Source organism: Brevundimonas sp. GW821-FHT09G01 (assembly GCF_059416065.1).
The window spans coordinates 288,826-307,809 of the sequence record NZ_JBWKOL010000002.1 but is presented as its reverse complement, the minus strand read 5'-3'; the positions used below and the strand labels follow the sequence as shown (position 1 = coordinate 307,809).

At 69.7% G+C, this 18,984-nt stretch carries 21 protein-coding genes; 18 read left to right on the top strand and 3 right to left on the bottom strand.

Annotated elements, in window-relative coordinates; translation table 11 throughout:
* Positions 1-111: 111 nt before the first annotated feature.
* Positions 112-1,542: a M20/M25/M40 family metallo-hydrolase gene (locus tag AC07NB_RS06355; RefSeq protein WP_494571316.1), complete on the bottom strand. Its 1,431-nt coding sequence runs from the start codon at positions 1,540-1,542 to the stop codon at positions 112-114.
* 103 nt (positions 1,543-1,645) lie between these two features.
* On the opposite strand from AC07NB_RS06355, the gene AC07NB_RS06350 reads away from it, so the two are divergent.
* The 3 genes from AC07NB_RS06350 to AC07NB_RS06340 all read left to right on the top strand — a co-directional run bounded on the left by AC07NB_RS06350 (position 1,646) and on the right by AC07NB_RS06340 (position 3,931).
* Positions 1,646-2,425 carry a hypothetical protein gene (locus tag AC07NB_RS06350; RefSeq protein WP_494571315.1) on the top strand — a complete coding sequence of 260 codons (780 nt, stop codon included), beginning with the start codon at positions 1,646-1,648 and terminating at the stop codon, positions 2,423-2,425.
* A gap of 44 nt (positions 2,426-2,469) precedes the next feature.
* Complete coding sequence (locus AC07NB_RS06345) at positions 2,470-3,162, top strand: MgtC/SapB family protein (RefSeq protein WP_492313962.1); 693 nt, start codon at positions 2,470-2,472, stop codon at positions 3,160-3,162.
* Positions 3,163-3,241: 79 nt separating this feature from the next.
* Complete coding sequence (locus AC07NB_RS06340) at positions 3,242-3,931, top strand: MgtC/SapB family protein (protein ID WP_494571314.1); 690 nt, start codon at positions 3,242-3,244, stop codon at positions 3,929-3,931.
* 132 nt (positions 3,932-4,063) lie between these two features.
* On the opposite strand, the gene AC07NB_RS06335 is transcribed toward AC07NB_RS06340, so the two are convergent.
* A complete protein-coding gene (locus AC07NB_RS06335; protein WP_494571313.1) occupies positions 4,064-5,290 on the bottom strand; it encodes an MFS transporter in 1,227 nt (408 codons plus the stop codon).
* Entirely contained in the window at positions 5,283-5,693 is a 411-nt protein-coding gene (locus AC07NB_RS06330) for a MarR family winged helix-turn-helix transcriptional regulator (RefSeq protein ID WP_492313959.1), read from the bottom strand. The genes AC07NB_RS06335 and AC07NB_RS06330 overlap by 8 nt, the downstream gene beginning before the upstream one ends.
* A gap of 95 nt (positions 5,694-5,788) precedes the next feature.
* On the opposite strand from AC07NB_RS06330, the gene ruvC reads away from it, so the two are divergent.
* The 15 genes from ruvC (at position 5,789) to ftsH (ending at position 18,970) form a co-directional block, all read left to right on the top strand.
* A complete protein-coding gene (gene ruvC / locus AC07NB_RS06325; RefSeq protein ID WP_492313958.1) occupies positions 5,789-6,304 on the top strand; it encodes a crossover junction endodeoxyribonuclease RuvC in 516 nt (171 codons plus the stop codon).
* Positions 6,301-6,918: a Holliday junction branch migration protein RuvA gene (gene ruvA / locus AC07NB_RS06320; protein WP_291836657.1), complete on the top strand. Its 618-nt coding sequence runs from the start codon at positions 6,301-6,303 to the stop codon at positions 6,916-6,918. The genes ruvC and ruvA overlap by 4 nt, the downstream gene beginning before the upstream one ends.
* Positions 6,915-7,949, top strand: a complete 1,035-nt coding sequence (ruvB, locus tag AC07NB_RS06315; protein WP_291836654.1) for a Holliday junction branch migration DNA helicase RuvB — start codon at positions 6,915-6,917, stop codon at positions 7,947-7,949. The genes ruvA and ruvB overlap by 4 nt, the downstream gene beginning before the upstream one ends.
* Before the next feature lie 48 nt (positions 7,950-7,997).
* On the top strand, positions 7,998-8,366 hold the full coding sequence (locus tag AC07NB_RS06310; RefSeq protein WP_291836651.1) for a hypothetical protein: 369 nt from the start codon (positions 7,998-8,000) through the stop codon (positions 8,364-8,366).
* Positions 8,363-8,833 carry a YbgC/FadM family acyl-CoA thioesterase gene (locus tag AC07NB_RS06305; protein ID WP_494571312.1) on the top strand — a complete coding sequence of 157 codons (471 nt, stop codon included), beginning with the start codon at positions 8,363-8,365 and terminating at the stop codon, positions 8,831-8,833. Before AC07NB_RS06310 ends, AC07NB_RS06305 begins: the two co-directional genes overlap by 4 nt.
* A 1-nt stretch (position 8,834) precedes the next feature.
* Positions 8,835-9,275 (top strand): hypothetical protein, encoded by a 441-nt coding sequence (locus tag AC07NB_RS06300; protein ID WP_494571311.1) that lies wholly within the window; start codon positions 8,835-8,837, stop codon positions 9,273-9,275.
* A gap of 153 nt (positions 9,276-9,428) precedes the next feature.
* Positions 9,429-10,148 (top strand): protein TolQ, encoded by a 720-nt coding sequence (tolQ, locus tag AC07NB_RS06295; RefSeq protein WP_494571310.1) that lies wholly within the window; start codon positions 9,429-9,431, stop codon positions 10,146-10,148.
* A 3-nt stretch (positions 10,149-10,151) separates the two neighbouring features.
* Positions 10,152-10,610, top strand: coding sequence for a protein TolR (gene tolR / locus AC07NB_RS06290; protein ID WP_291836640.1), 459 nt, complete (start codon positions 10,152-10,154; stop codon positions 10,608-10,610).
* A 4-nt stretch (positions 10,611-10,614) separates the two neighbouring features.
* Positions 10,615-11,406, top strand: a complete 792-nt coding sequence (tolA, locus tag AC07NB_RS06285) for a cell envelope integrity protein TolA (protein ID WP_494571309.1) — start codon at positions 10,615-10,617, stop codon at positions 11,404-11,406.
* A gap of 119 nt (positions 11,407-11,525) precedes the next feature.
* The gene (tolB, locus tag AC07NB_RS06280; protein WP_291840261.1) at positions 11,526-12,899 is read left to right on the top strand and encodes a Tol-Pal system beta propeller repeat protein TolB; all 1,374 of its coding nucleotides are present in this window, start codon (positions 11,526-11,528) and stop codon (positions 12,897-12,899) included.
* 130 nt (positions 12,900-13,029) lie between these two features.
* Positions 13,030-13,581, top strand: a complete 552-nt coding sequence (gene pal / locus AC07NB_RS06275; RefSeq protein ID WP_291840263.1) for a peptidoglycan-associated lipoprotein Pal — start codon at positions 13,030-13,032, stop codon at positions 13,579-13,581.
* A 107-nt stretch (positions 13,582-13,688) separates the two neighbouring features.
* Positions 13,689-14,768 (top strand): DUF3667 domain-containing protein, encoded by a 1,080-nt coding sequence (locus tag AC07NB_RS06270; protein WP_494571308.1) that lies wholly within the window; start codon positions 13,689-13,691, stop codon positions 14,766-14,768.
* Between the two features lie 40 nt (positions 14,769-14,808).
* Positions 14,809-15,720: a tol-pal system protein gene (locus AC07NB_RS06265; protein ID WP_492313951.1), complete on the top strand. Its 912-nt coding sequence runs from the start codon at positions 14,809-14,811 to the stop codon at positions 15,718-15,720.
* On the top strand, positions 15,717-17,045 hold the full coding sequence (gene tilS, locus AC07NB_RS06260; protein ID WP_494571328.1) for a tRNA lysidine(34) synthetase TilS: 1,329 nt from the start codon (positions 15,717-15,719) through the stop codon (positions 17,043-17,045). The genes AC07NB_RS06265 and tilS overlap by 4 nt, the downstream gene beginning before the upstream one ends.
* Positions 17,042-18,970 carry an ATP-dependent zinc metalloprotease FtsH gene (gene ftsH, locus AC07NB_RS06255; protein ID WP_492313950.1) on the top strand — a complete coding sequence of 643 codons (1,929 nt, stop codon included), beginning with the start codon at positions 17,042-17,044 and terminating at the stop codon, positions 18,968-18,970. The genes tilS and ftsH overlap by 4 nt, the downstream gene beginning before the upstream one ends.
* Positions 18,971-18,984 lie beyond the last annotated feature (14 nt).

Sequence of the window (18,984 nt, the reverse complement as noted above, 5' to 3'; positions counted from 1 at the left end):
ATTAACCTAGGAAATTCAGTCGTGGCGGCAATTTCAATAGCAAGGCTTGATGTATTCGTTGATGTTACAACATACGCAGCCGGAGCTTTGCTGTTGTGATGAAGGTGCGGACTACTTTCCGTACGCCTTCACCAGTTCGAACAGGAAATCTCGTCCTTCATACAGTGACCGGACGCGAATGCGTTCGTTCAGCCCATGCACGCCGCCGCCGTCGGGGTCGGAGAACAGGCCGGTGACGCCATAGGTCGGGATGCCGGCGGCGTTGGTGAAGCGGCCGTCGGTGGCGCCTGGGCTCATCGATGGGACCACCGGCACGCCCGGCCACAGATCGGCGGCGATGCGGCGGATCGGATCGACGATGGCGGGGCTCAGCGGCGGGGGCGGCGATGTGGGATCGATCTGGCCCGGAATCGTCACCGCGATGTCCCGATCCGCCAGCACCCGCTCCAGTTCGGCGCGCACCGCCTGTGGATCGTGACCCGGCAGGATGCGGCAGTTCACATTGGCGGTCGCGCGTTGGGGCAGGGCGTTGGGCGCGTGGCCCGCATCGACCATAGTCGCCACGCAGGTGGTGCGCAGCACGGCGTTCCATGCCGGATCGGCCGCGGAAAGCCGCTGCGCCGCCCGCTCGCGGATGTCCAGATTGGCGGCCGCGGCGACCTCGCGCATGGGCAGGGCGTAGGCGGGCGTGACCTCGGCCAGGGCGGTGAAATAGGCCCGGACCGTCGCGTTCGGCTCGGTCGGGAAGGTGTAGCCGCCCAGTCGGGTCAGGGCGGCGGACAGGCGGTAGATGGCGTTGTCCGCAACCGGCCGCGACGAGTGGCCGCCCGGATTGGTGATCTCCAGCCGGTAGTCCTGATAGATCTTCTCGCCGGCCTGGATCTCCAGCGCCACGCGGTTTCCGTCCGCGTCCAGACGCCCGCGCGCGCCCTCGTTCAGGGCGAAGTCCGCCTGCAGCGCGTCGCGATGGTGCTCCAGCAGCCACGAGACGCCGTTGAAGGTGTCGGAGGTCTCCTCGCCGCAGGTCAGGGCGATCTTGATGTCGCGACGCGGGGTGAAGCCCTGCGCCTTCAGCCGGATCAGGGTGTCGACCCAGATGGCCGCCTGGGCCTTGTCGTCCTGCGCGCCGCGCGCGTGGAAATAGCCGCCCTCCTCGACGAGGGTGAACGGATCACGGTCCCAGTCCTCGCGGCGGGCCTCGACCACGTCGATGTGGGCCAGCAGCAGGATCGCACCGGCCGACGGGTCCGACCCGCGCAGCACCGCCGACAGATTGCCGTCCTTCGGCCGCTCCGCCGGGACCAGCACGCGCACGTCGGCGGCCGGATAGCCGGCGGCCAGCAGCCGCGCCGCCATCCGCTCGGACGCCAGGGTGCAACTGCCCTCGGACAGGGTGGTGTTGGTCTCGATCAGTTCCTCGTAGAGGCCGCGAAACGCCTGCTGGTCGGGCCGGGGCGCGGCTTCCTGGGCCCGCGACGGGGCGCCCCCGAAGGCGATGAGGGCGACCGCGATCGCGGCGACGGTTCCGGCGGACTTGGACATCAGGCTTCTCCCCAGCAGCCAGACGCTAGCGCGGCGCGGCGCGGCTGTCTCGGGCGTTGCAAGACAGGGGGCTGACCGGTCAGGATAGGGCCGGGGAGGCGCCATGACGCACAGCTATGACGATCCGGCGGATGCGAGGCCGCGCGGCAGGACCGAGCGGTGGCTGATCCGCGCCTTCAGCGCGACCCTGGCGGTCGCGACCGTCGTGTCGCTGGTCCATCTGGTCGGCCAGTATCGACAGGCCGGACCTTATCGCACGGCGCAGGCCGCCGAGCGGGCCGCGCGAGCCGCCCAAAGGGCGCTTGAACGCCAACCGCCCGTGGCGACTCCTGTCGCCGAGGCGTCGTCGTCGATCCCCCTCACGGTCCCCGTCTCGCCCACGGGCGATCCCTCTTACGGCGATGCGCCCCCCGATACGGAGCAGCGCGGCGTATCGTCCGAGCGTGGGAGCCGTGAGCCGTCCTGGGGGCCGCTGCGCTGGTCGGTCCCGCCGGCCTGGCCATCGGTCGGAGACGACGCCTACCCGTCGGGCGTCACCCGCATGAGCGTTCGGTTCCGCTGCAACGTCAGCCGCGGCGGGACCCTGTCGAGCTGTTCGGCGACCGAGGAGCCCGCGGGCACGGGGCTGGCCGCGCGGACGCGGCCCGCCCTGGCGGGCGCGCGCATGGAGCCGCTGACGGCCAACGGCCGCACGGTCGAAGGCACGGTCACGCTCGGCGTGTCCTACACCGCCACCCCTCGATGGGTGAGGCCGCCTCAGCCGACGCCGCCGCCGGCCGAGGCTGAAAAGCCGCCGGTCTACGTGCCGCCGTCGACCCTGCCGCCTGCCGATCGGCTGGAAACGCCCCTGGCTCCGTCGCCGGAACCCACGCCGGCCGGCTGATCGCCGGAACCGCTACGCTCGACCACCGTTGCTCGCCCATGGACATGAGCGACCTGCCCGGCTTCACCCTTCCACTTCTGGCCGCCGTCCTGGCCGGCGGGCTGATCGGCTTCGAACGCGAATGGCGGGGGCGGGCGGCGGGCTTTCGCACCCACATCCTCGTCTGCCTGGCTTCGGCCCTGCTGATGGAGGCGGCGGTGTCGCAGGGCGCATGGCGGTTCCTGCCGGTCGCGGGCGCCGCAGTGGTGGCCGATCCGGCGCGTCTGGCGCACGGCGTCCTGACCGGGATCGGCTTCCTGTGCGCCGGGGTGATCTTCCGCGCGGGCTTCTCCATTCACGGCCTGACCACGGCGGCGTCGCTGTGGATCACGGCCGCGATCGGCCTGCTGTTCGGGGCGGGCCTGTATGGGCTCGGCTTGGTCGGGACGGTGCTGACGGTCGCCATCCTGGTCGTCCTGCGGCTGGTCAGCCTACGCCTGCCGCAGAAGGCGGTGATCGACGCCCAGATCGTCTGGCGGCGCGACGCGACCGGCGCCGAGGATCGCATCGAGGCGGCGCTGGCCGGCATCGACCGCTCCTCCACGGTGGACCATTTCGAACTGATCGACGGCGGCGCCGCCCTGCGTCGCAGCTTCCGCTTCAAGGTCGAAGGCGAGCCGGCCCTGAAGACGCTCGCGGCCCGCCTGCGCGGCATCGACGGCGTGATCGGCTACTCGCTGGATCCGCGCGACGACTGACCCCTGCTTGCCCGCTGCTTGATTGAAACCGCCGGACTGGCCTAGGTTCGGGATTCGTCAGTTTGCGGAGCGAATTTCATTGCTGAACTTTGATCTGGTCTGGCCCGTGCTTGCGGCCATGACGGCCGGGGGGCTGATCGGCGTCGAGCGGACCTATCACGGCCATCCGGCGGGCTTTCGCACCCACATCCTGGTCTGCCTGACCAGCTGCGTGCTGATGCTGGCGGCCATGCACCAGTCGACCTGGGCCTTCACCGCCCTGCCAGGGCAGAATGTGGTGGTCGATCCGACGCGGATGTCGCACGGCCTGCTGACCGGCATCGGCTTCCTGTGCGCGGGCGTGATCTTCCGCGAGGGATTTTCGGTCCACGGCCTGACCACGGCGGCGTCGTTGTGGGTGACCTCGGCCATCGGCGTGCTGTTCGGCGTCGGCATGCTGCCGCTGGCCCTGCTGGCGGCGGGCGCGACGCTGGCGGTGCTGGCCGTACTGCGCCTCGCCGACGCCAAGCTGCCCCACATCGGCGTCATGGACGTGGTGCTGAAGTGGCGGCGCAACGCCGCTCCGGGCGAGGCCGTCGTCCGCAACCTGCTGCGCGACTCGGGCATGAAGGCCGTCCGTCTGGGCCACGTCATCTCGCAGGACGGCAAGGTCCACGAGCACCACATGAAGGTGAAAGGCGCCATGCCCCTGGACGTCGACGGCCTGGTCGCCCGTCTGTCGCAGGAGGACGATCTGTCCGGCTTCTTGGTGATGCCCAGAGACGAATAGGCCCGACGAACAGGCCTCAGGCGCAGAAGGCGACCATGGCGTCCAGGAACACCGCCATGCCGTTGCGGCTCCATAGCCAGAGCCCCAGCCCGGTCAGGACCAGCGCCGCGCCGCCGATGGCCAGCTTGCGCGTCATTGCGCCGGGACCGCTTTAGGCCGGAGCAGCGGCGCTTCCCGGATCGGCAGATTGGCGGCGGCGGCCAGCAGGCCCAGGGCGATCGAGACCATCCAGATCAGGTTGTAGGAGCCGGTGACGTCGAAGGCCACACCCGCCGTCCAGGCGCCGAGGAAGGCCCCGACCTGGTGGCTCAGGAAGACGATCCCGCCCAGCGCCGACAGGTGCCTCAAGCCATAGATCTGGGCCACCAGCCCATTGGTGAGCGGCACCGTGCCCAGCCACAGGAAGCCGAAGGTCGCGGCGAAGACCAGCACGCTGACCGACGACAGGGGCAGGATCATGAACAGGACGATGGTCACGGAGCGCAGGCCGTAGAGCAGGGCCAGCAGGTTCTTCTTCGACCGCTTCGAGCCCCAGGCGCCCCACAGCCAGGAGCCCGCGATGTTGAACAGGCCGATCAGGGCCAGGGACCAGGCCCCGACCTCGGCGGGCAGGCCCTGGTCGCGGATGTAGGACGGCAGGTGGGTGCCGACGAAGGCGATGTGGAAGCCGCAGACGAAGAAGCCCGCGTTCAGTAGCCAGAACGAACGGTCGACGAACGCCTCCTTCAGCGCCTCGCGGATCGGTGGGCCGTCCTGCTGGCCGATCGAGGCGGGCGGCTTGCCCGCGATGCCGATCGCCAGCAGCGCGATCACGGCGATCAGGCCGGCCATGACGAACAGGGTCAGCCGCCAGTCCAGGGCGTCCAGCAGGCCCTGCGCGGCGGGCACGACCAGGAACTGGCCGAGCGATCCGCCGGCGGTGACGATGCCGAAGGCCAGGGTGCGCTTCTCGGCGGGCACGATCTTGCCGACCGCGCCGAGGATGACGGTGAAGGTACAGCCGGCCATGGCCAGGCCCACCAGGGCGCCGAAGCCGACGGCGAGGCCCAGCGCGTTCACCGCCGTCGCCGCGATGATCAGCCCGACCGCATAGACGGCGGCCCCGACCACGGCGACACGGCCCGCGCCGTGCCGGTCGGCCCAGGCCCCGACGAAGGGCTGCAGAAGGCCGAACAGCAGGTTCTGGCCGGCGACGATCAGGCCGAAGGTCTGGCGGTCCACGCCCAACTCCAGGCCCAGCGGTTGCAGGAACAGGCCGAACGACTGCCGCACCCCCATCGACAGGGTCACGATCACCGCCCCCGCCAGGATCATGGTCCAGGCGCGGTTCGACAGCTTCGGGTGCAGGACGTCAGACATGGGCTTCGACTTCCCGCAGCAGGGCGATCAGGGCGGCTTCGCGGTCGCCGAGGGTTTCGGACACCTTCGCCTGCGCCGCGCGCCAGTGGGGCATCGCGTCGTTCAGCTTTTCGAGGCCCGACGGCGTCACCGACAGGCGCTGCCCGCGCTCGCCCTTCGGCGAGGCGGCGTCGATCCAGCCCTTCTTCACCAGCGGCTGCAGGATGCGCCACAGGGCGCTTTTCTCATGGGCGGTGGCGTCCGCCAGCTCCGTCAGCGTCGGCCGGTCCAGCCGCGACAGGGTCCGCGTGACCGAGAATTGCGTGACCGTCAGCCCGACCGGCGCCAGCGCCTCGTCATACAGTCGCGTCAGGGCGCGCGAGGTGCGGCGCAAGCGGCCGCAGATGCAGGGGGTGGTGTCCATTGCATACGCAAAGCACGACTTCATTGCGTATGCAATGGTCGATGATCGCATCCGGTCATTGTCCGTTAGGCATCTCTCGGGCAATAACGGAACGGATGGCGAACGAAACGACTCGGATACTCGGTCTGGATCCCGGCCTCAGACGCGCCGGATGGGGGGTCGTGGCCTCCGAAGGCTCGCGGCTGCGCTGGATCGCGCACGGCGTCGTGACCCCGCCCGAGACCGCCCCGTTCAGCGAGCGGCTGCTGCACCTGCTAGACGCCCTGAGCGCGATCTGCACCGAATACGCCTGTGACGAGGCGGCGGTGGAGGAGGTGTTCGTCAACATGAACCCGTCCTCGACGCTGAAGCTGGGCCATGCCCGCGCCGCCGTCATGCTGGCCCCCGCGAAATGCGGCCTGCCGGTCGCGGAATATTCGCCCAACCTGATCAAGAAGGCGGTGGTCGGCGCCGGCCACGCCGACAAGGGCCAGATCGCCTTCATGGTGAAGCGGCTGCTGCCCTCGGCCGGCGACGTGAAGGCGGACGCCGCCGACGCCCTGGCCGTCGCCATCACCCACGCCCAGCTGCGCAAGCGCGCGCTTCTGACAGCCCTGCGAGGCGCGGCATGATCGGACGTCTTCGCGGCGTGCTGGCCGAGGTCGAGCAGGATCACTGCCTGATCGACTGCGCCGGGGTCGGCTATGTCGTCGCCTGCGGGGCCCGCACCCTGCAACGCCTGCCCGCGCCCGGCGACGAGGCGACCCTGCACATCGAATCGAACTGGTCCGCCGAGAACGGCCCGCGCCTGTACGGCTTCCTGACCCGCGACGACCGGCGCGCCTTCACCACCCTGACCGGCATCCAGGGCGTCGGCCCCAAGGCGGCGCTCAGCGTTCTGGATGTCCTGCCGCCGGGCGAACTGGCCGCCGCGGTGGCGCGCGAGGACAAGGCGGCGGTGGCCCGCGCCAACGGCGTCGGCCCCAAGCTGGCCCTGCGCATCGTCACGGAATTGAAGGGCAAGCCGCTGGGCGACACCTCCTTCACGCCCTCCGCGCCTGGCGTCCACGCCGAGATCGCGGCTCCGACCCCCAGCCTGACCGGCGAAGCCGTCTCGGCCCTGCTCGGACTCGGCGTGGCCGAGGTCAACGCCCGCCGCGCGGTGGATCAGGCCCTGATCCGCCTGGGTGAGGACGCCGACCTGTCCGCCGTCATCCGCGCCGCCCTGCAGGAGCTGGGGCGTTGACCGACGACCGCATCATCTCCGCCGAGCCCGCCCCCGGTGAGGCCTATGACCGCGCCCTGCGGCCCCAGACCCTGTCCGAGTTCGTCGGCCAGGAGCAGACCAAGGGCAATCTGAAGGTCTTCATCGACGCCGCCCGCGCCCGCAACGAGGCGCTGGACCATGTGCTGCTGTTCGGCCCTCCGGGGCTGGGCAAGACGACGCTGGCGCAGATCGTGGCGCGCGAGCTGGGCGTCGGCTTCCGCGCCACCTCCGGCCCCATCCTCGCCAAGGCCGGCGACCTGGCCGCCATCCTGACCAATCTCGAACCGCGCGACGTGCTGTTCATCGACGAGATCCACCGTCTCGCCCCGACGGTGGAGGAGATCCTCTATCCGGCCATGGAAGACCATGTGCTGGACCTGATCATCGGCGAGGGGCCGTCCGCGCGCTCCGTGCGCATCGATCTGGCCCCCTTCACCCTGGTCGGCGCCACGACCCGCGCGGGCCTGCTGGCCACGCCGCTGCGCGACCGGTTCGGCATCCCGATGCGGCTGGAGTTCTACACTCCGCAGGAACTCACCCGCGTGGTCATGGGCACGGCGCGCAAGATGGGCGCGGCGATCACCGAGGACGGCGCGCTGGAGATCGCCTCGCGCTCGCGCGGCACGCCCCGGGTCGCGGGCCGCCTGCTGCGCCGGGTGCGCGACTTCGCCTCCGCCGAGGGCGCGACCTCCATCGACAGACTCGCCGCCGCCCGCGCCCTGGCCCGGCTGGAGATCGACGAGGTCGGCCTGGACGCCAACGACCGCCGCTTCCTCAAGGCCCTGATCGAGAACTACGGCGGCGGCCCCGTCGGCATGGACACCCTCGCCGCCGCCATCGCCGAGGCGCGCGACGCGGTCGAGGACGTGATCGAGCCCTATCTGCTGCAGCAGGGCTTCATCCAGCGCACCCCCCGCGGCCGCATGGCCTGCGCGCGCGCCTACAGCCATCTGGGCCTGACCGAACCGCCCAAGGTTCCCCAAGCCGGCGACCTGTTCGGGGGCAAATAGCCTTCACCTGCGCGCCGAACCCCGGCATGGTTGGAGCAGGGAGGCCGCATGGCGAAACGGACAATCCGCGTTGAACGCCTGATCGCCGTCCTCGGCGTGGCCGTCATCCTGCTCGGCGCGCTTCTGGTCTGGCTGGTCAGCCGCAACGCCTTCGGAACGCCCGAGCCGACGCCCGAGCAACGCGCCCAGGCCCAGGTGCATCGGCTGGTCGGCCGTCAGGCGCGCGTCACCTATACGGAGACCGGCCGCCGCCGCGCGGTCTGCGGCTACATCCGCAACGGCGATGACATCGTCGCCTTCATCTCCCGCCCCAATCGCCTGATGTTGGAGACCGATCCGCTGAAGGTCGAGTTCGACCAGTTGCAGGGCGACCTGTGCCCCGGCTTCCTCAAGCGTCATGAAGAGCTGGTGCGATGACCGACCGTCCCACCGCCGGCCGTTTCGAAGGACGCGAGCATCGCCTGCCGGTCCGCGTCTATTACGAGGACACCGACTTCACCGGCCTCGTCTACCACGCCAACTACGTCCGCTATTTCGAGCGGGGGCGGTCCGATTGCCTGCGCCTGATGGGCGTCGGCCATGCGGAGCTGCTGGACGGCGACCAGCCCATGGCCTTCGTGGTCTCCAAGATGAACCTGACCTTCCTCAAGCCCGCGCGCATCGACGATGAGCTGGTGGTGCGCACCTGGTATGAGGCCGTGAAGGGACCCCGCCTGCTGATCGCGCAGGAGATCGTGCGCGGCGATGACGCCCCCACCGAAAGCGTCCTGTGCCGCGCCGAGGTCGAGGTCGTCTGCATCCACATGGACGGCCGCCCGCGCCGGCCCACCAAGACCCTTGTTGAAAAGGTCCGCCCCTGGCTGGCCGACGAAAGGAAGCCCTGACATGGCCCAGACCTCCGAGATGACCGGCCGCCAGGCCTGGACCCTGCTGGCCATCGTCACCCTGTTGGCCGTCCTGCTGCTGGGCGGCGGACTGGTCGGCTGCCCCTACTACAAGGTCTGGGAGCGCAAGATGGCCGGTCAGGCCGAGCTGCAGTATCAGCAAGGCGCTCGCCAGGCCCTGATCGCCCAGGCCGCCGCCGAGGACGAGGCCGCGATCAAGCGGGCCGAGGCGGCCACCCGTCGGGTGCGGGGCTGGGCCGATGCGGCCAAGCGCGGCTGCGAGGATCTGGGCCGTCCGAATGATCAGGCCTGCGAGAACCAGCTGCTGCGCGACGCCGCCACCTATTCGATCGCCAAGGAAGGCCACGAAGGTGTGATCATCAGCGTCGGGGCCCCCGTCTCGGTGGCCGTGCAGCCGAACGCCGCCCGCTCGCCGGAATAGCTTGAGGCGAGAGCGGCGGCGCATTGCGAACCTGTCACGTGCACGAGCGTGACCGTGCCGCTACAGGACACTAAACCCGGCTGACGACATCTGACTCGCCACAGAACCGCCACGCCCGTCCGCTGCACAGGACGGACACGCAAGGACGCCTGAATGACCATCGCTGCAGACCCCTCGATGCTGAATCCCGTCGACCTGTTCCTGCGGGCCGACCTCGTCGTGAAGGCCATCATGGTCGGTCTGGCGCTCGCCTCGGTCTGGTCGTGGGCGGTGATCATCGACAAGGCGATCCGGTTCTCCGCACTGAACGGTCAGGCCAACGCCTTCGAGGACGCGGTCGGCTCGGGCCGGTCGCTGGAAGAGATCGCGGCGCAGGCCGGTCCGAACCCTTCGCATCCCCTGCCGCGCATGCTGGTGATCGCCCTGTCGGACTGGCGCGAGGCCCGCACGCGCGGCCCGCTGACCGAGGGGCAGGGCAATCTGCTGATGGCGCGTATCGACCGCGCGCTGGACAGCCTGATCGCCCGTGAGGGTCAACGGGTCGAGAACGGTCTCGGCGTCCTGTCGGTGGTCGCCACATCCTCGCCCTTCATCGGCCTGTTCGGCACGGTCTGGGGCATCATGAACGCCTTCGGCGCCATCGCCTCGGCGGGCAACACCAATCTGACGACGGTGGCCCCGGCCATTTCGGAAGCCCTGTTTGCGACGGCCATCGGCCTGTTCGCGGCCATCCCGGCCTATATCGCCTACAACAAATTCTCGATCGACGCGGGCAAGTTCACCGGCCGTCTGGAGAGCTTCGCCGACGACCTGCAGGCCGCCGTGGCCCGCCGCCTGGGCGCGCCCTCGTCCGAACCGCGCCGGGAGGCCTGAGCCATGGCCCTGGGTGGAGCAGGCGGAGGCGGCCATGTCCGCGGCCGCCGCCGGGCGCGCAAGCGTCCGCTGAGCGAGATCAACGTCACCCCGCTGGTGGACGTCATGCTGGTGCTGCTGATCATCTTCATGATCTCGGCGCCCCTACTGACGACAGGCGTCGAGGTGGAGCTGCCCAAGACCGAAGCCAGCGCCGTCGATACCGAAAGCCAGCCGGTGACGGTCTCGATCAAGGAGAACGGCGAGATCTTCGTCGGCGACGGCGAGGTGCGCTGGGATCAGCTGCTCGCGCGTGTCGCTGAGGAAGGCGGCGCGGACGCCCGCGAGAAACCGATCTTCATCCGCGCCGACGGCCGGGCTCCCTATCAGGCGGTGGCCCGCGTCATGGCCCGCCTGTCGTCGGAAGGTTTCACCAAGCTGAACCTGATCACCGACACCGCCGCGACGCCCGGGGAGGGCTGACGGCGTGGAGCGGCCCGGAGTAGCTCTGGTCGGCGCGTTGGCGGTGCACGCCCTGATCGGCGCCGGCCTGGTGTGGATGGTGCTGTTCGCGCCGACCCCGCCGCGCCTGCCGGTCAACAACGCCATACCGGTCCAGATCGTGTCGGACACGCTGGTGTCCGGCGGCGGAGAGATCACCCCAAGCGACGAACCGACCACCGAGGAGGCCAACACCGCCCCGGTGGAGGCTCCGGTCGAACCGCCTCCGCCGGAGCCGACGCCGCCCGCGCCTGCGCCGCGTCCGACCCCGCCGCGCCCCGCGCCCCAGCCGACGCCGCGCCCGCCGGAGAAGCGTCCCCCGACGCCCCCGCGTCCCCAGCCGCCGCGCCCCCAACCTCCGCGCCAGCCGCCCCAGCCCAGCTTCGACCCGAACGCCAACGCGGGGCCGCTGCGCAACAATCCGGGTCCCGCCCGCCGCCCACCGCCCGGCGGTGGCGGCGCCGGTCCGGTCCAGCAGAGTTCGGGTCCGCAGATCACGGCGATGTTCCAGCAGATCATCCCGAACTGGATTCTGCCCTGCGACGTGCCCGAGGCCCGCAACCTGCGCATCCAGATGGATGTCACCCTGTCGCGCGACGGCCGGATCACGGCGGGCCCGACCCTGATTTCGCCGCGCTCGGATCCGGTCTGGCGCGCCTCGGCCGACGCGGCCATGCGCGCCCTGCGCCAGACCGCGCCGTTCGACGTGCCCGACGGTTTCACCGGCGGCTCATTCCGCCCGACCTTCAACACCGAAGAAGCCTGCCGGAACCGGTAGGAAAGGTTCTGACGAACCCTGACGGGGCCTGAAAGTCGCCCCAATCACGGCCATGCTGGCCATAAGCGACCGGTTCGGCGACAAGAACCGGCGGACGTTTGAACTTGCGGGAGCTTCTCATGCGATTGAACCGACTACTGGCCAGCGCCGCGATCCTGGCGATGACGGTGAGCGCGGCCACGGCCCAGACGCCGCCCGCCGGACAGCCGCAATCGCAGGAACCGGTCGAGGTCGAGATCAATCAGGGCGTCCTGCGTCCCATGCAGATCGCCGTCGCCGACTTCGGCGGCCAGAACGGTTCCGACCTGTCGGGCGTGATCCGCGCCGACCTGCGCCGCTCGGGCTATTTCGAGCCGCTGGATCCGGCCAGCTTCGTCGAGACCGGCCTGACGCTGGCCAACGCGCCGAACTTCGCCCAGTGGACCTCCATCGGCGCCCAGGCCGTGCTGTACGGCTCGGTCACCGCCCGGCCCGACGGCCGCAACGACTTCGGCTTCCGCCTGTACGACCCCTATCGCCAGTGCCAGCTGGTCGCCTACCAGTTCACCGCCACGCCCGAGCAATGGCGCCGGATCGGCCACAAGATCGCGGACATGGTCTATCAGCGCATGACCGGCGAGAGCGGCTTCTTCGACAGCCGCGTGGTCTTCGTCTCGGAAAGCGGCACCCAGCTGAACCGGCTGTCGCGCCTGACGATCTCGGATCAGGACGGGTTCAGCCCCATCTACCTGACCCAGGGCGACGAGATCATCATGTCGCCGCGCTTCTCGCTGAGCGATCCGAACGAGATCACCTACGTCGCCCTCGGCAAGGACTACAGCCGCATCTACCTGTTCAACCTGGCCACCCAGCGCCGTGAGAGCCTGGGCGAGTTCGACGGTCAGGTGCTGGCGCCGCGGTTCTCGAACGACGGGGCCAAGATGGCCTTCTCGATCATCCGGAACGGCAACACCGACGTCTATGTGATGGACCTCAGCAGCCGTCAGGTGCGCCGCCTGACCAGCGATCCGGGCATCGACACCTCGCCGTCGTTCAGCCCGGACAACAGCCAGATCGTCTTCACCTCGGACCGTTCGGGCAGCGCGCGCCTGTACACCATGCGCGCCGACGGTTCGGGCCAGCGGCCGATCTCGCGCGGCGGCGGCCTCTATACCGCCCCGACCTGGAGCCCGCGCGGCGACCTGATCGCCTTCACCAAACAGGGTGGCGGCCGCTTCTCGACCGGCGTCATGAACACCGACGGCTCGGGCGAGCGCATCCTGTCGTCCAGCTATTTCGAGGAAGGCCCGACCTGGGCGCCCAACGGCCGCTACATCATGTTCGCGCGTCAGAGCCCGGGCGGCGACACCCGCCTGTGGACCGTCGATCTGTCCGGCCGGGTGGTCAGCCAGGCCGGCTACAGCGGTCGCGGCACAGACCCGGCGTGGTCGCCGCTGCTGGATCAGCAGCCCAGCCGTCTGGGCGCCTCCGGCGCGGACGCCTGTCCCAGCTGATCACAAGCGGAGCCTTTGGCCTCACTACCGCGTTATCGTGTCTGGTGAAAAAGCTGGCGCGACAGTACCGACCTACTACAGCAAAGCTAAGCGGGGCCTGGCCCCGACGACCTAGGAGACGACCTCGATGATGAAGCCCTCGACCCTCGTCCGTCTGGCCGCCGTGGGCGTGGCCGTGACGGCCATCGCCGCCTGCACCCCGCGTCGTCCGGTCGAGACCGGTACGGGCGAAGTCCCGCCGCCGGTCGGTCCGCAGTATCCGCCGGTCAACAACGGCAACGTCGACGGCGGAAACCTCGGCGCCGCCGCCCCGGGTTCGGAGCAGGACTTCGTCGTCAACGTCGGCGACCGCGTCTATTTCGACCTCGACAGCTATTCGGTCCGTTCGGAAGCCTTCCCGCGCCTCGACGCCCAGGTGGCCTGGCTGCAGCGCTACCCGTCGGTGACGATCCGTATCGAAGGCAACGCCGACGAACGCGGCACGCGTGAGTACAACCTGGCCCTGGGCGCCCGCCGCGCCGAGTCGGTCCGCACCTATCTGATCGAGCGCGGCATCAACGCCGGCCGCATCGACACGATCAGCTTCGGCAAGGAACGTCCGATCGCCGCCGGTTCGTCGGAAGAATCGTGGGCCCGCAACCGCAACGCCCACACCGCGATCGTCTCCGGCGCCGCGCGCTAAATCGCGGCGACAGTTGTATGGGGAGGGGGCGTCGGTTTACCGACGCCCTTTCCTTTTGTACGGCGGGTTTGACATCCGCCTGAGTGCGGCCCGGGGGGATGCTGGCGATGGATATCGAAGGTGCAGGCGGCGTCGTGACCGCGGGTTTGATCGCCGGCGCGATCGAGAAGCCGGCCGGCAAGGCGGGCGAGGACCACACCGGAACCTGCGCCGACTGCGGGTCCGAGACCTCCGGCAATTTCTGTTCGAACTGCGGTCAGCCGACCCATGTTCACCGCACCCTGCTGCATCTCGGCGAGGAGGTGCTGCACGGCGTCATGCATTTCGACGCCCGTATCTGGCGCACTCTGCCGTTGCTGGCCTTCAATCCCGGCAAGCTGACGCGCGAGTGGATCCACGGCAAGCGCACCCGCTACGTCTCGCCGCTGGCGATCTTCCTGTTCACGGTCTTCGTCTCCTTCTTCGCGCTCAGCTTTGTGCACATGCCGGAGTCCAGCTTCCACCCGGTCAGCACCGTCGCGGGGGAAGAGGGCGCGGCCGAGTTCGAGAAGGGGCGTCAGGATATCGCCGCGGCCCGCGCCGCGGCGACAACCGCCGGCGACAAGGCGGCGCTGGACGTCGCCGACAATGTCCTGGCGGGTCTCAGCAAAAAGGCTGATGGCGCCGAAGCGGCCTCTTCCGACGAGGTGCAATCGGACAGCTGGCAGGGGTCGGTCAGTGAGATCGCCAACGACGTCTACTCTGACCCAACCGTCAGTCCGGGCGTCAAGAAGGTCGCCAAGAAGCTGATGAACCCTGACCTCGCGGTCTACAAAATCCAGCAGACCTTCTACAAATTCGCCTTCCTGCTGGTGCCGCTGTCGATCCCGTTCATGGCCCTGCTGTTCCTGTGGCGGCGCAAGACGACCCTTTATGACCACGGTGTCTTTGTTCTGTATTCGCTGACCTTCGTGGTGTTGGTGGGCCTGATCGCGATCTGTCTGGGCTTCATCCACCCGGCGCTGGGTGTGGCGGCGTGGTTCGCGGTCATGGTCGGTACGCCGATCCATCAATTCGCCCAGCTGAAGGGCGGTTATGAGCTCGGCTGGTTCTCGACGATCTGGCGGTTCGTCCTCCTCCAGAACTTCTGCCTCATCGTCGTGGGGCTGTTCGTCACGGCGATCATCTATCTGGCGGTCGCGGTCTGACTGCCTTGCGACCGCCCCAAATCCGGTGAAATCTGATCCCATGCTCAAGCTCCCGTCCGCCCTGCGCACCCGCAAAGTCGTCATCACCGCCTTGGGCGTCGTGATGATCGCCGGCACGACGACCGTTGTGGCCCAGACCACGCCGATGGAGCCGATCCAGTGGGACAAGCGCCGGCTGGATCAACTGGACCGCAATGTCCGCCGCCTCGAGCGCGCCGTGACCCAGCGGAACGCCGCGGGCCAGCCGGTGATCATCGAGCCGGACGAAGAGGTCGTGGCGCTGCAGGGCCGCGTCGGCCTGATGGACCGCCGCCTGCAGGATCTGGAAGCCACCACCCAGCGGGTGAACGGCGAGATCGAACGCCTGACCTTCGCTCTGGACGAGTCCAAGCGCGACAACGCCGCCCTGTCGACCCGCGTCCGCGACGCCGAGGGCCGGGTCCGCGCCATCGAGCAGGCCGCCGCCCGCGAGGCCGAGCTGAATTCGCCTATTCCCAACACCTCGCCGACGGGCGACGCGGCGCGCGATCTGGCCGCCGCCGTCCGTCTGGCCGCCACCGATCCGGCGCGGGGCGACCGCGCGCTGCAGACCGTGACCCTGGCCTGGCCCGACACGCCGCAGGCGCGCGAGGCGTTCAGCCGCATCGGCGATCTGCGCGTCTCGGACGGCGACTACGACAACGCCGTGCGCGCCTATTCCTCGGCCATCCGCGGCTGGCCGACCACGTCCTGGGCCGCGGCGACCACGCTGGAACTCGCCAATGCGCTGAACGCCGCCGACCGCAAGACCGACGCCTGCGGCGCGCTGGCGGAGTTCACCAACCGCTACGCCGCCACCGCCACGGCGCCCCAGCGCACCCGCGCCACCGAGATGGGCGCGCGCTTCGCCTGCGCCCCCGCCCGCGCCCCGGCGGCGACCCCCGCGCGTCCGCCGGCCCGGAGACCGGGCTGAGCCGGTCGGATCCTGACTGGGTCGCCCGGGTCAGGGGCCGCCTGACCGCCCGCCTTCTGACGGAGACTTCGCGCCCGCTCGCCGTGGCCCTGTCCGGCGGCGGGGATTCCATCGCCCTGCTGCGGCTCGCCGCCGACTGGGCCGGAGCCCATGGCCGCCGTCTGCTGGCGCTGACCGTCGATCACGGCCTGAACCCCGACAGCGCGGACTGGACCGCCCGCGCCGAGGCCGCCGCCCGGGTCGTCGGCGCCGACTGGCGCGGTCTGGTCTGGTCCGGCGACAAGCCCGCCACGGGCCTGCCCGCCGCCGCCCGCGCCGCCCGCCACCGGCTGCTCGCCGACGCGGCCCGCGCGGCGGACGCCTCGGTCATCCTGATCGGCCACACCGCCGACGACGTCTCCGAGGGCGAGGTCATGCGGGCCGAAGGCTCGACCCTGGGCCGCCTGCGCGAATGGACGCCGTCTCCCGCCTGGCCCGAGGGACGCGGGCTGATGCTGCTGCGTCCCCTGCTGGACGTCCGTCGCGCAGACCTGCGGACCTGGCTGCAGGCGCGCGGCGCCGACTGGATCGACGATCCGGCCAATGAGGACCTCCGCTTCGCCCGCGCCCGCGCGCGGGCCCTTCGCAGCCTGGCCGCCGCCGTCTCCCACGGCGTCTCGGCCGAGGGCCCCGTCGCGGGCGTGCTCGGCGTCGAGGAGGACCTCATCCGCCTGTCGCGCCGGGTCTCCGCCCGCGCCCTGTCCGCGGCCCTCGTCTGCGCCGGCGGCGGCGACCGGCCGCCGCGCGGCGAACGCCTGGGCGCCGTTCTGGAGCGTCTGCGGACGGGCGAGGACTTCACCGCCACCCTGTGCGGAGCCCGTCTCGAGGCGAGGAGGGCGAAGATCAGCGTCCTGCGCGAGCCGGGCGAGTTCCGGCGCGGGGCGGGCCGCCCCGTCCCCCTGTCGCCCGGCGTCGGCACGGTCTGGGACGGCCGGTGGCTGGTGACGGCGCCGGACGCCGGCTGGACCGTCTGCCCCGCCGCGGGTCGTATGGCCCTGTTGTCAGACGCCGATCGCGAGGTCCTGAAGGCCCTTCCGCCCGCCGCCCGCGGGGCTCGCCCTGTGCTGATCCGGAACGCTCCGGATGCTGCGGTTCTTGCAGGGGAGGGCATGAAGGCGCACGCCCTGGTCGAAGCGAGACTGGCGGCGGCGCTGGACGGAATGACGCATGAACGGGATCTGGATGCTCACGCACATGGCGCGACGCCCCGGAACCACCTATTTTCTGGCGTGACATCATCGAACGACGGGCCGCAACCGCGTTCCGAGGAAACGAGACGAGAATGAATCTGCGCAACCTGGCCATCATCGGCGTCCTGATCCTGGGACTGGCGACGGCCTATATGGCCTTCAACCGCGGCGGCCTGACGGCCCCCGACAACGCCAAGGCCACCGCCGCGCGTCCGGCCGAGATGAGCTATTCGGATCTGCTCCAGGCCCGCAACGCCAACGCCATCGCCAGCATCGAAGTTCATGGCGAGCAGGTGAAGGCCACGCTCAAGGACAACCGCGTCGTCACCGTCGTCACGCCCATGCCCAACGGCGCGCTGATCGACAGCATCACCGAGAAGGGCGCGACCGTCGACGTCAAGAACACCCGCCAGCCGATCTGGATCGGCATCCTGATGGCGGCGCTGCCCTTCCTGCTGATCATCGGCCTGTGGATCCTGATCATGCGCCAGATGCAGGGCGGCACGCGCGGGGCCATGGGCTTCGGCAAGTCCAAGGCCAAGCTGCTGACCGAGCACAAGGGCCGCAAGACCTTTGACGACGTCGCCGGCGTGGACGAGGCCAAGGAAGAACTGCAGGAGGTCGTCGACTTCCTCAAGGACCCGGGCAAGTTCCAGCGCCTGGGCGGCAAGATCCCCAAGGGCGCCCTGCTGGTCGGCCCTCCGGGTACGGGTAAGACCCTGCTGGCCCGCGCCGTCGCGGGCGAGGCCGGCGTGCCCTTCTTCTCCATCTCCGGCTCGGACTTCGTCGAGATGTTCGTCGGCGTCGGCGCCAGCCGCGTGCGCGACATGTTCGAACAGGCCAAGAAGAACTCGCCCTGCATCATCTTCATCGACGAGATCGACGCCGTCGGTCGCCATCGCGGCGCCGGTCTCGGCGGCGGCAATGACGAGCGCGAGCAGACCCTGAACCAGCTGCTGGTCGAGATGGACGGCTTCGAATCCAACGAAGGCATCATCCTGATCGCCGCCACCAACCGTCCCGACGTTCTGGACCCGGCCCTGCTGCGTCCGGGCCGCTTCGACCGTCAGGTCGTGGTGCCCAACCCCGACGTCGCGGGCCGCGAGAAGATCCTGCGCGTCCACATGAAGGACGTGCCGCTGGCCGCCGATGTGAATGTGAAGACCATCGCGCGCGGCACGCCGGGCTTCTCGGGCGCCGATCTGGCGAACCTGGTCAACGAAGCCGCCCTGATGGCCGCCCGCAAGGACCGCCGCATGGTCACGCACCGCGACTTCGAGGACGCCAAGGACAAGGTCATGATGGGCGCCGAGCGCAAATCCATGGCCATGAACGAGGAAGAGAAGCGCATGACCGCCTATCACGAGGCCGGTCACGCCCTGGTCGCCATCAACGTCAAGATGGCCGATCCGGTGCACAAGGCGACCATCGTCCCGCGCGGCCGCGCGCTCGGCATGGTCATGCAGCTGCCGGAAGGCGACCGCTACTCCATGAAGTACCAGCAGATGATCGACCGTATCGCCATCATGGCGGGCGGCCGGGTGGCCGAGGAGCTGATCTTCGGCAAAGAGAACATCACCTCGGGCGCCAGCTCGGACATCCAACAGGCCACCAAGCTGGCGCGGGCCATGGTCACGCGCTGGGGCTTCTCGGACAAGCTGGGCACCGTCGCCTACGGCGAGAACCAGGAAGAGGTCTTCCTGGGCCACTCGGTCGCGCGCAGCCAGAACGTCTCGGAAGAGACCGCCCGGATCATCGATGAAGAGGTCAAGCGCCTGGTCACCGACGGCTGGGATGAGGCGCGCCGCATCCTGACCGAGAAGGCCGAGGATCACGAGAAACTGTCCCAGGCCCTGCTGGAGTACGAAACCCTGTCGGGCGACGAAATCCGCGACCTGCTGGAGAAGGGCCTCGCGCCGAACCGCGACGAGAGCAACTTCCCCACCGCCGGCCCGTCGGTCTCGGTGCCGATCACCCCGGTGTCGGACGGCGTCGAGGTCGAGGTTCCGACGGTCCACTGATCCGTCGCGCCATA

Coding starts and splice junctions, on each gene's coding strand:
- AC07NB_RS06355 (WP_494571316.1), bottom strand. CDS start 1,542: ATGTCCAAGTCCGCCGGAACCGTCGCCGCGATCGCGGTCGCCCTCATC.
- AC07NB_RS06350 (WP_494571315.1), top strand. CDS start 1,646: ATGACGCACAGCTATGACGATCCGGCGGATGCGAGGCCGCGCGGCAGG.
- AC07NB_RS06345 (WP_492313962.1), top strand. CDS start 2,470: ATGAGCGACCTGCCCGGCTTCACCCTTCCACTTCTGGCCGCCGTCCTG.
- AC07NB_RS06335 (WP_494571313.1), bottom strand. CDS start 5,290: ATGTCTGACGTCCTGCACCCGAAGCTGTCGAACCGCGCCTGGACCATG.
- AC07NB_RS06330 (WP_492313959.1), bottom strand. CDS start 5,693: ATGGACACCACCCCCTGCATCTGCGGCCGCTTGCGCCGCACCTCGCGC.
- ruvC (WP_492313958.1), top strand. CDS start 5,789: ATGGCGAACGAAACGACTCGGATACTCGGTCTGGATCCCGGCCTCAGA.
- ruvA (WP_291836657.1), top strand. CDS start 6,301: ATGATCGGACGTCTTCGCGGCGTGCTGGCCGAGGTCGAGCAGGATCAC.
- AC07NB_RS06310 (WP_291836651.1), top strand. CDS start 7,998: ATGGCGAAACGGACAATCCGCGTTGAACGCCTGATCGCCGTCCTCGGC.
- AC07NB_RS06305 (WP_494571312.1), top strand. CDS start 8,363: ATGACCGACCGTCCCACCGCCGGCCGTTTCGAAGGACGCGAGCATCGC.
- AC07NB_RS06300 (WP_494571311.1), top strand. CDS start 8,835: ATGGCCCAGACCTCCGAGATGACCGGCCGCCAGGCCTGGACCCTGCTG.
- tolQ (WP_494571310.1), top strand. CDS start 9,429: ATGACCATCGCTGCAGACCCCTCGATGCTGAATCCCGTCGACCTGTTC.
- tolR (WP_291836640.1), top strand. CDS start 10,152: ATGGCCCTGGGTGGAGCAGGCGGAGGCGGCCATGTCCGCGGCCGCCGC.
- tolB (WP_291840261.1), top strand. CDS start 11,526: ATGCGATTGAACCGACTACTGGCCAGCGCCGCGATCCTGGCGATGACG.
- pal (WP_291840263.1), top strand. CDS start 13,030: ATGAAGCCCTCGACCCTCGTCCGTCTGGCCGCCGTGGGCGTGGCCGTG.
- AC07NB_RS06270 (WP_494571308.1), top strand. CDS start 13,689: ATGGATATCGAAGGTGCAGGCGGCGTCGTGACCGCGGGTTTGATCGCC.
- AC07NB_RS06265 (WP_492313951.1), top strand. CDS start 14,809: ATGCTCAAGCTCCCGTCCGCCCTGCGCACCCGCAAAGTCGTCATCACC.
- ftsH (WP_492313950.1), top strand. CDS start 17,042: ATGAATCTGCGCAACCTGGCCATCATCGGCGTCCTGATCCTGGGACTG.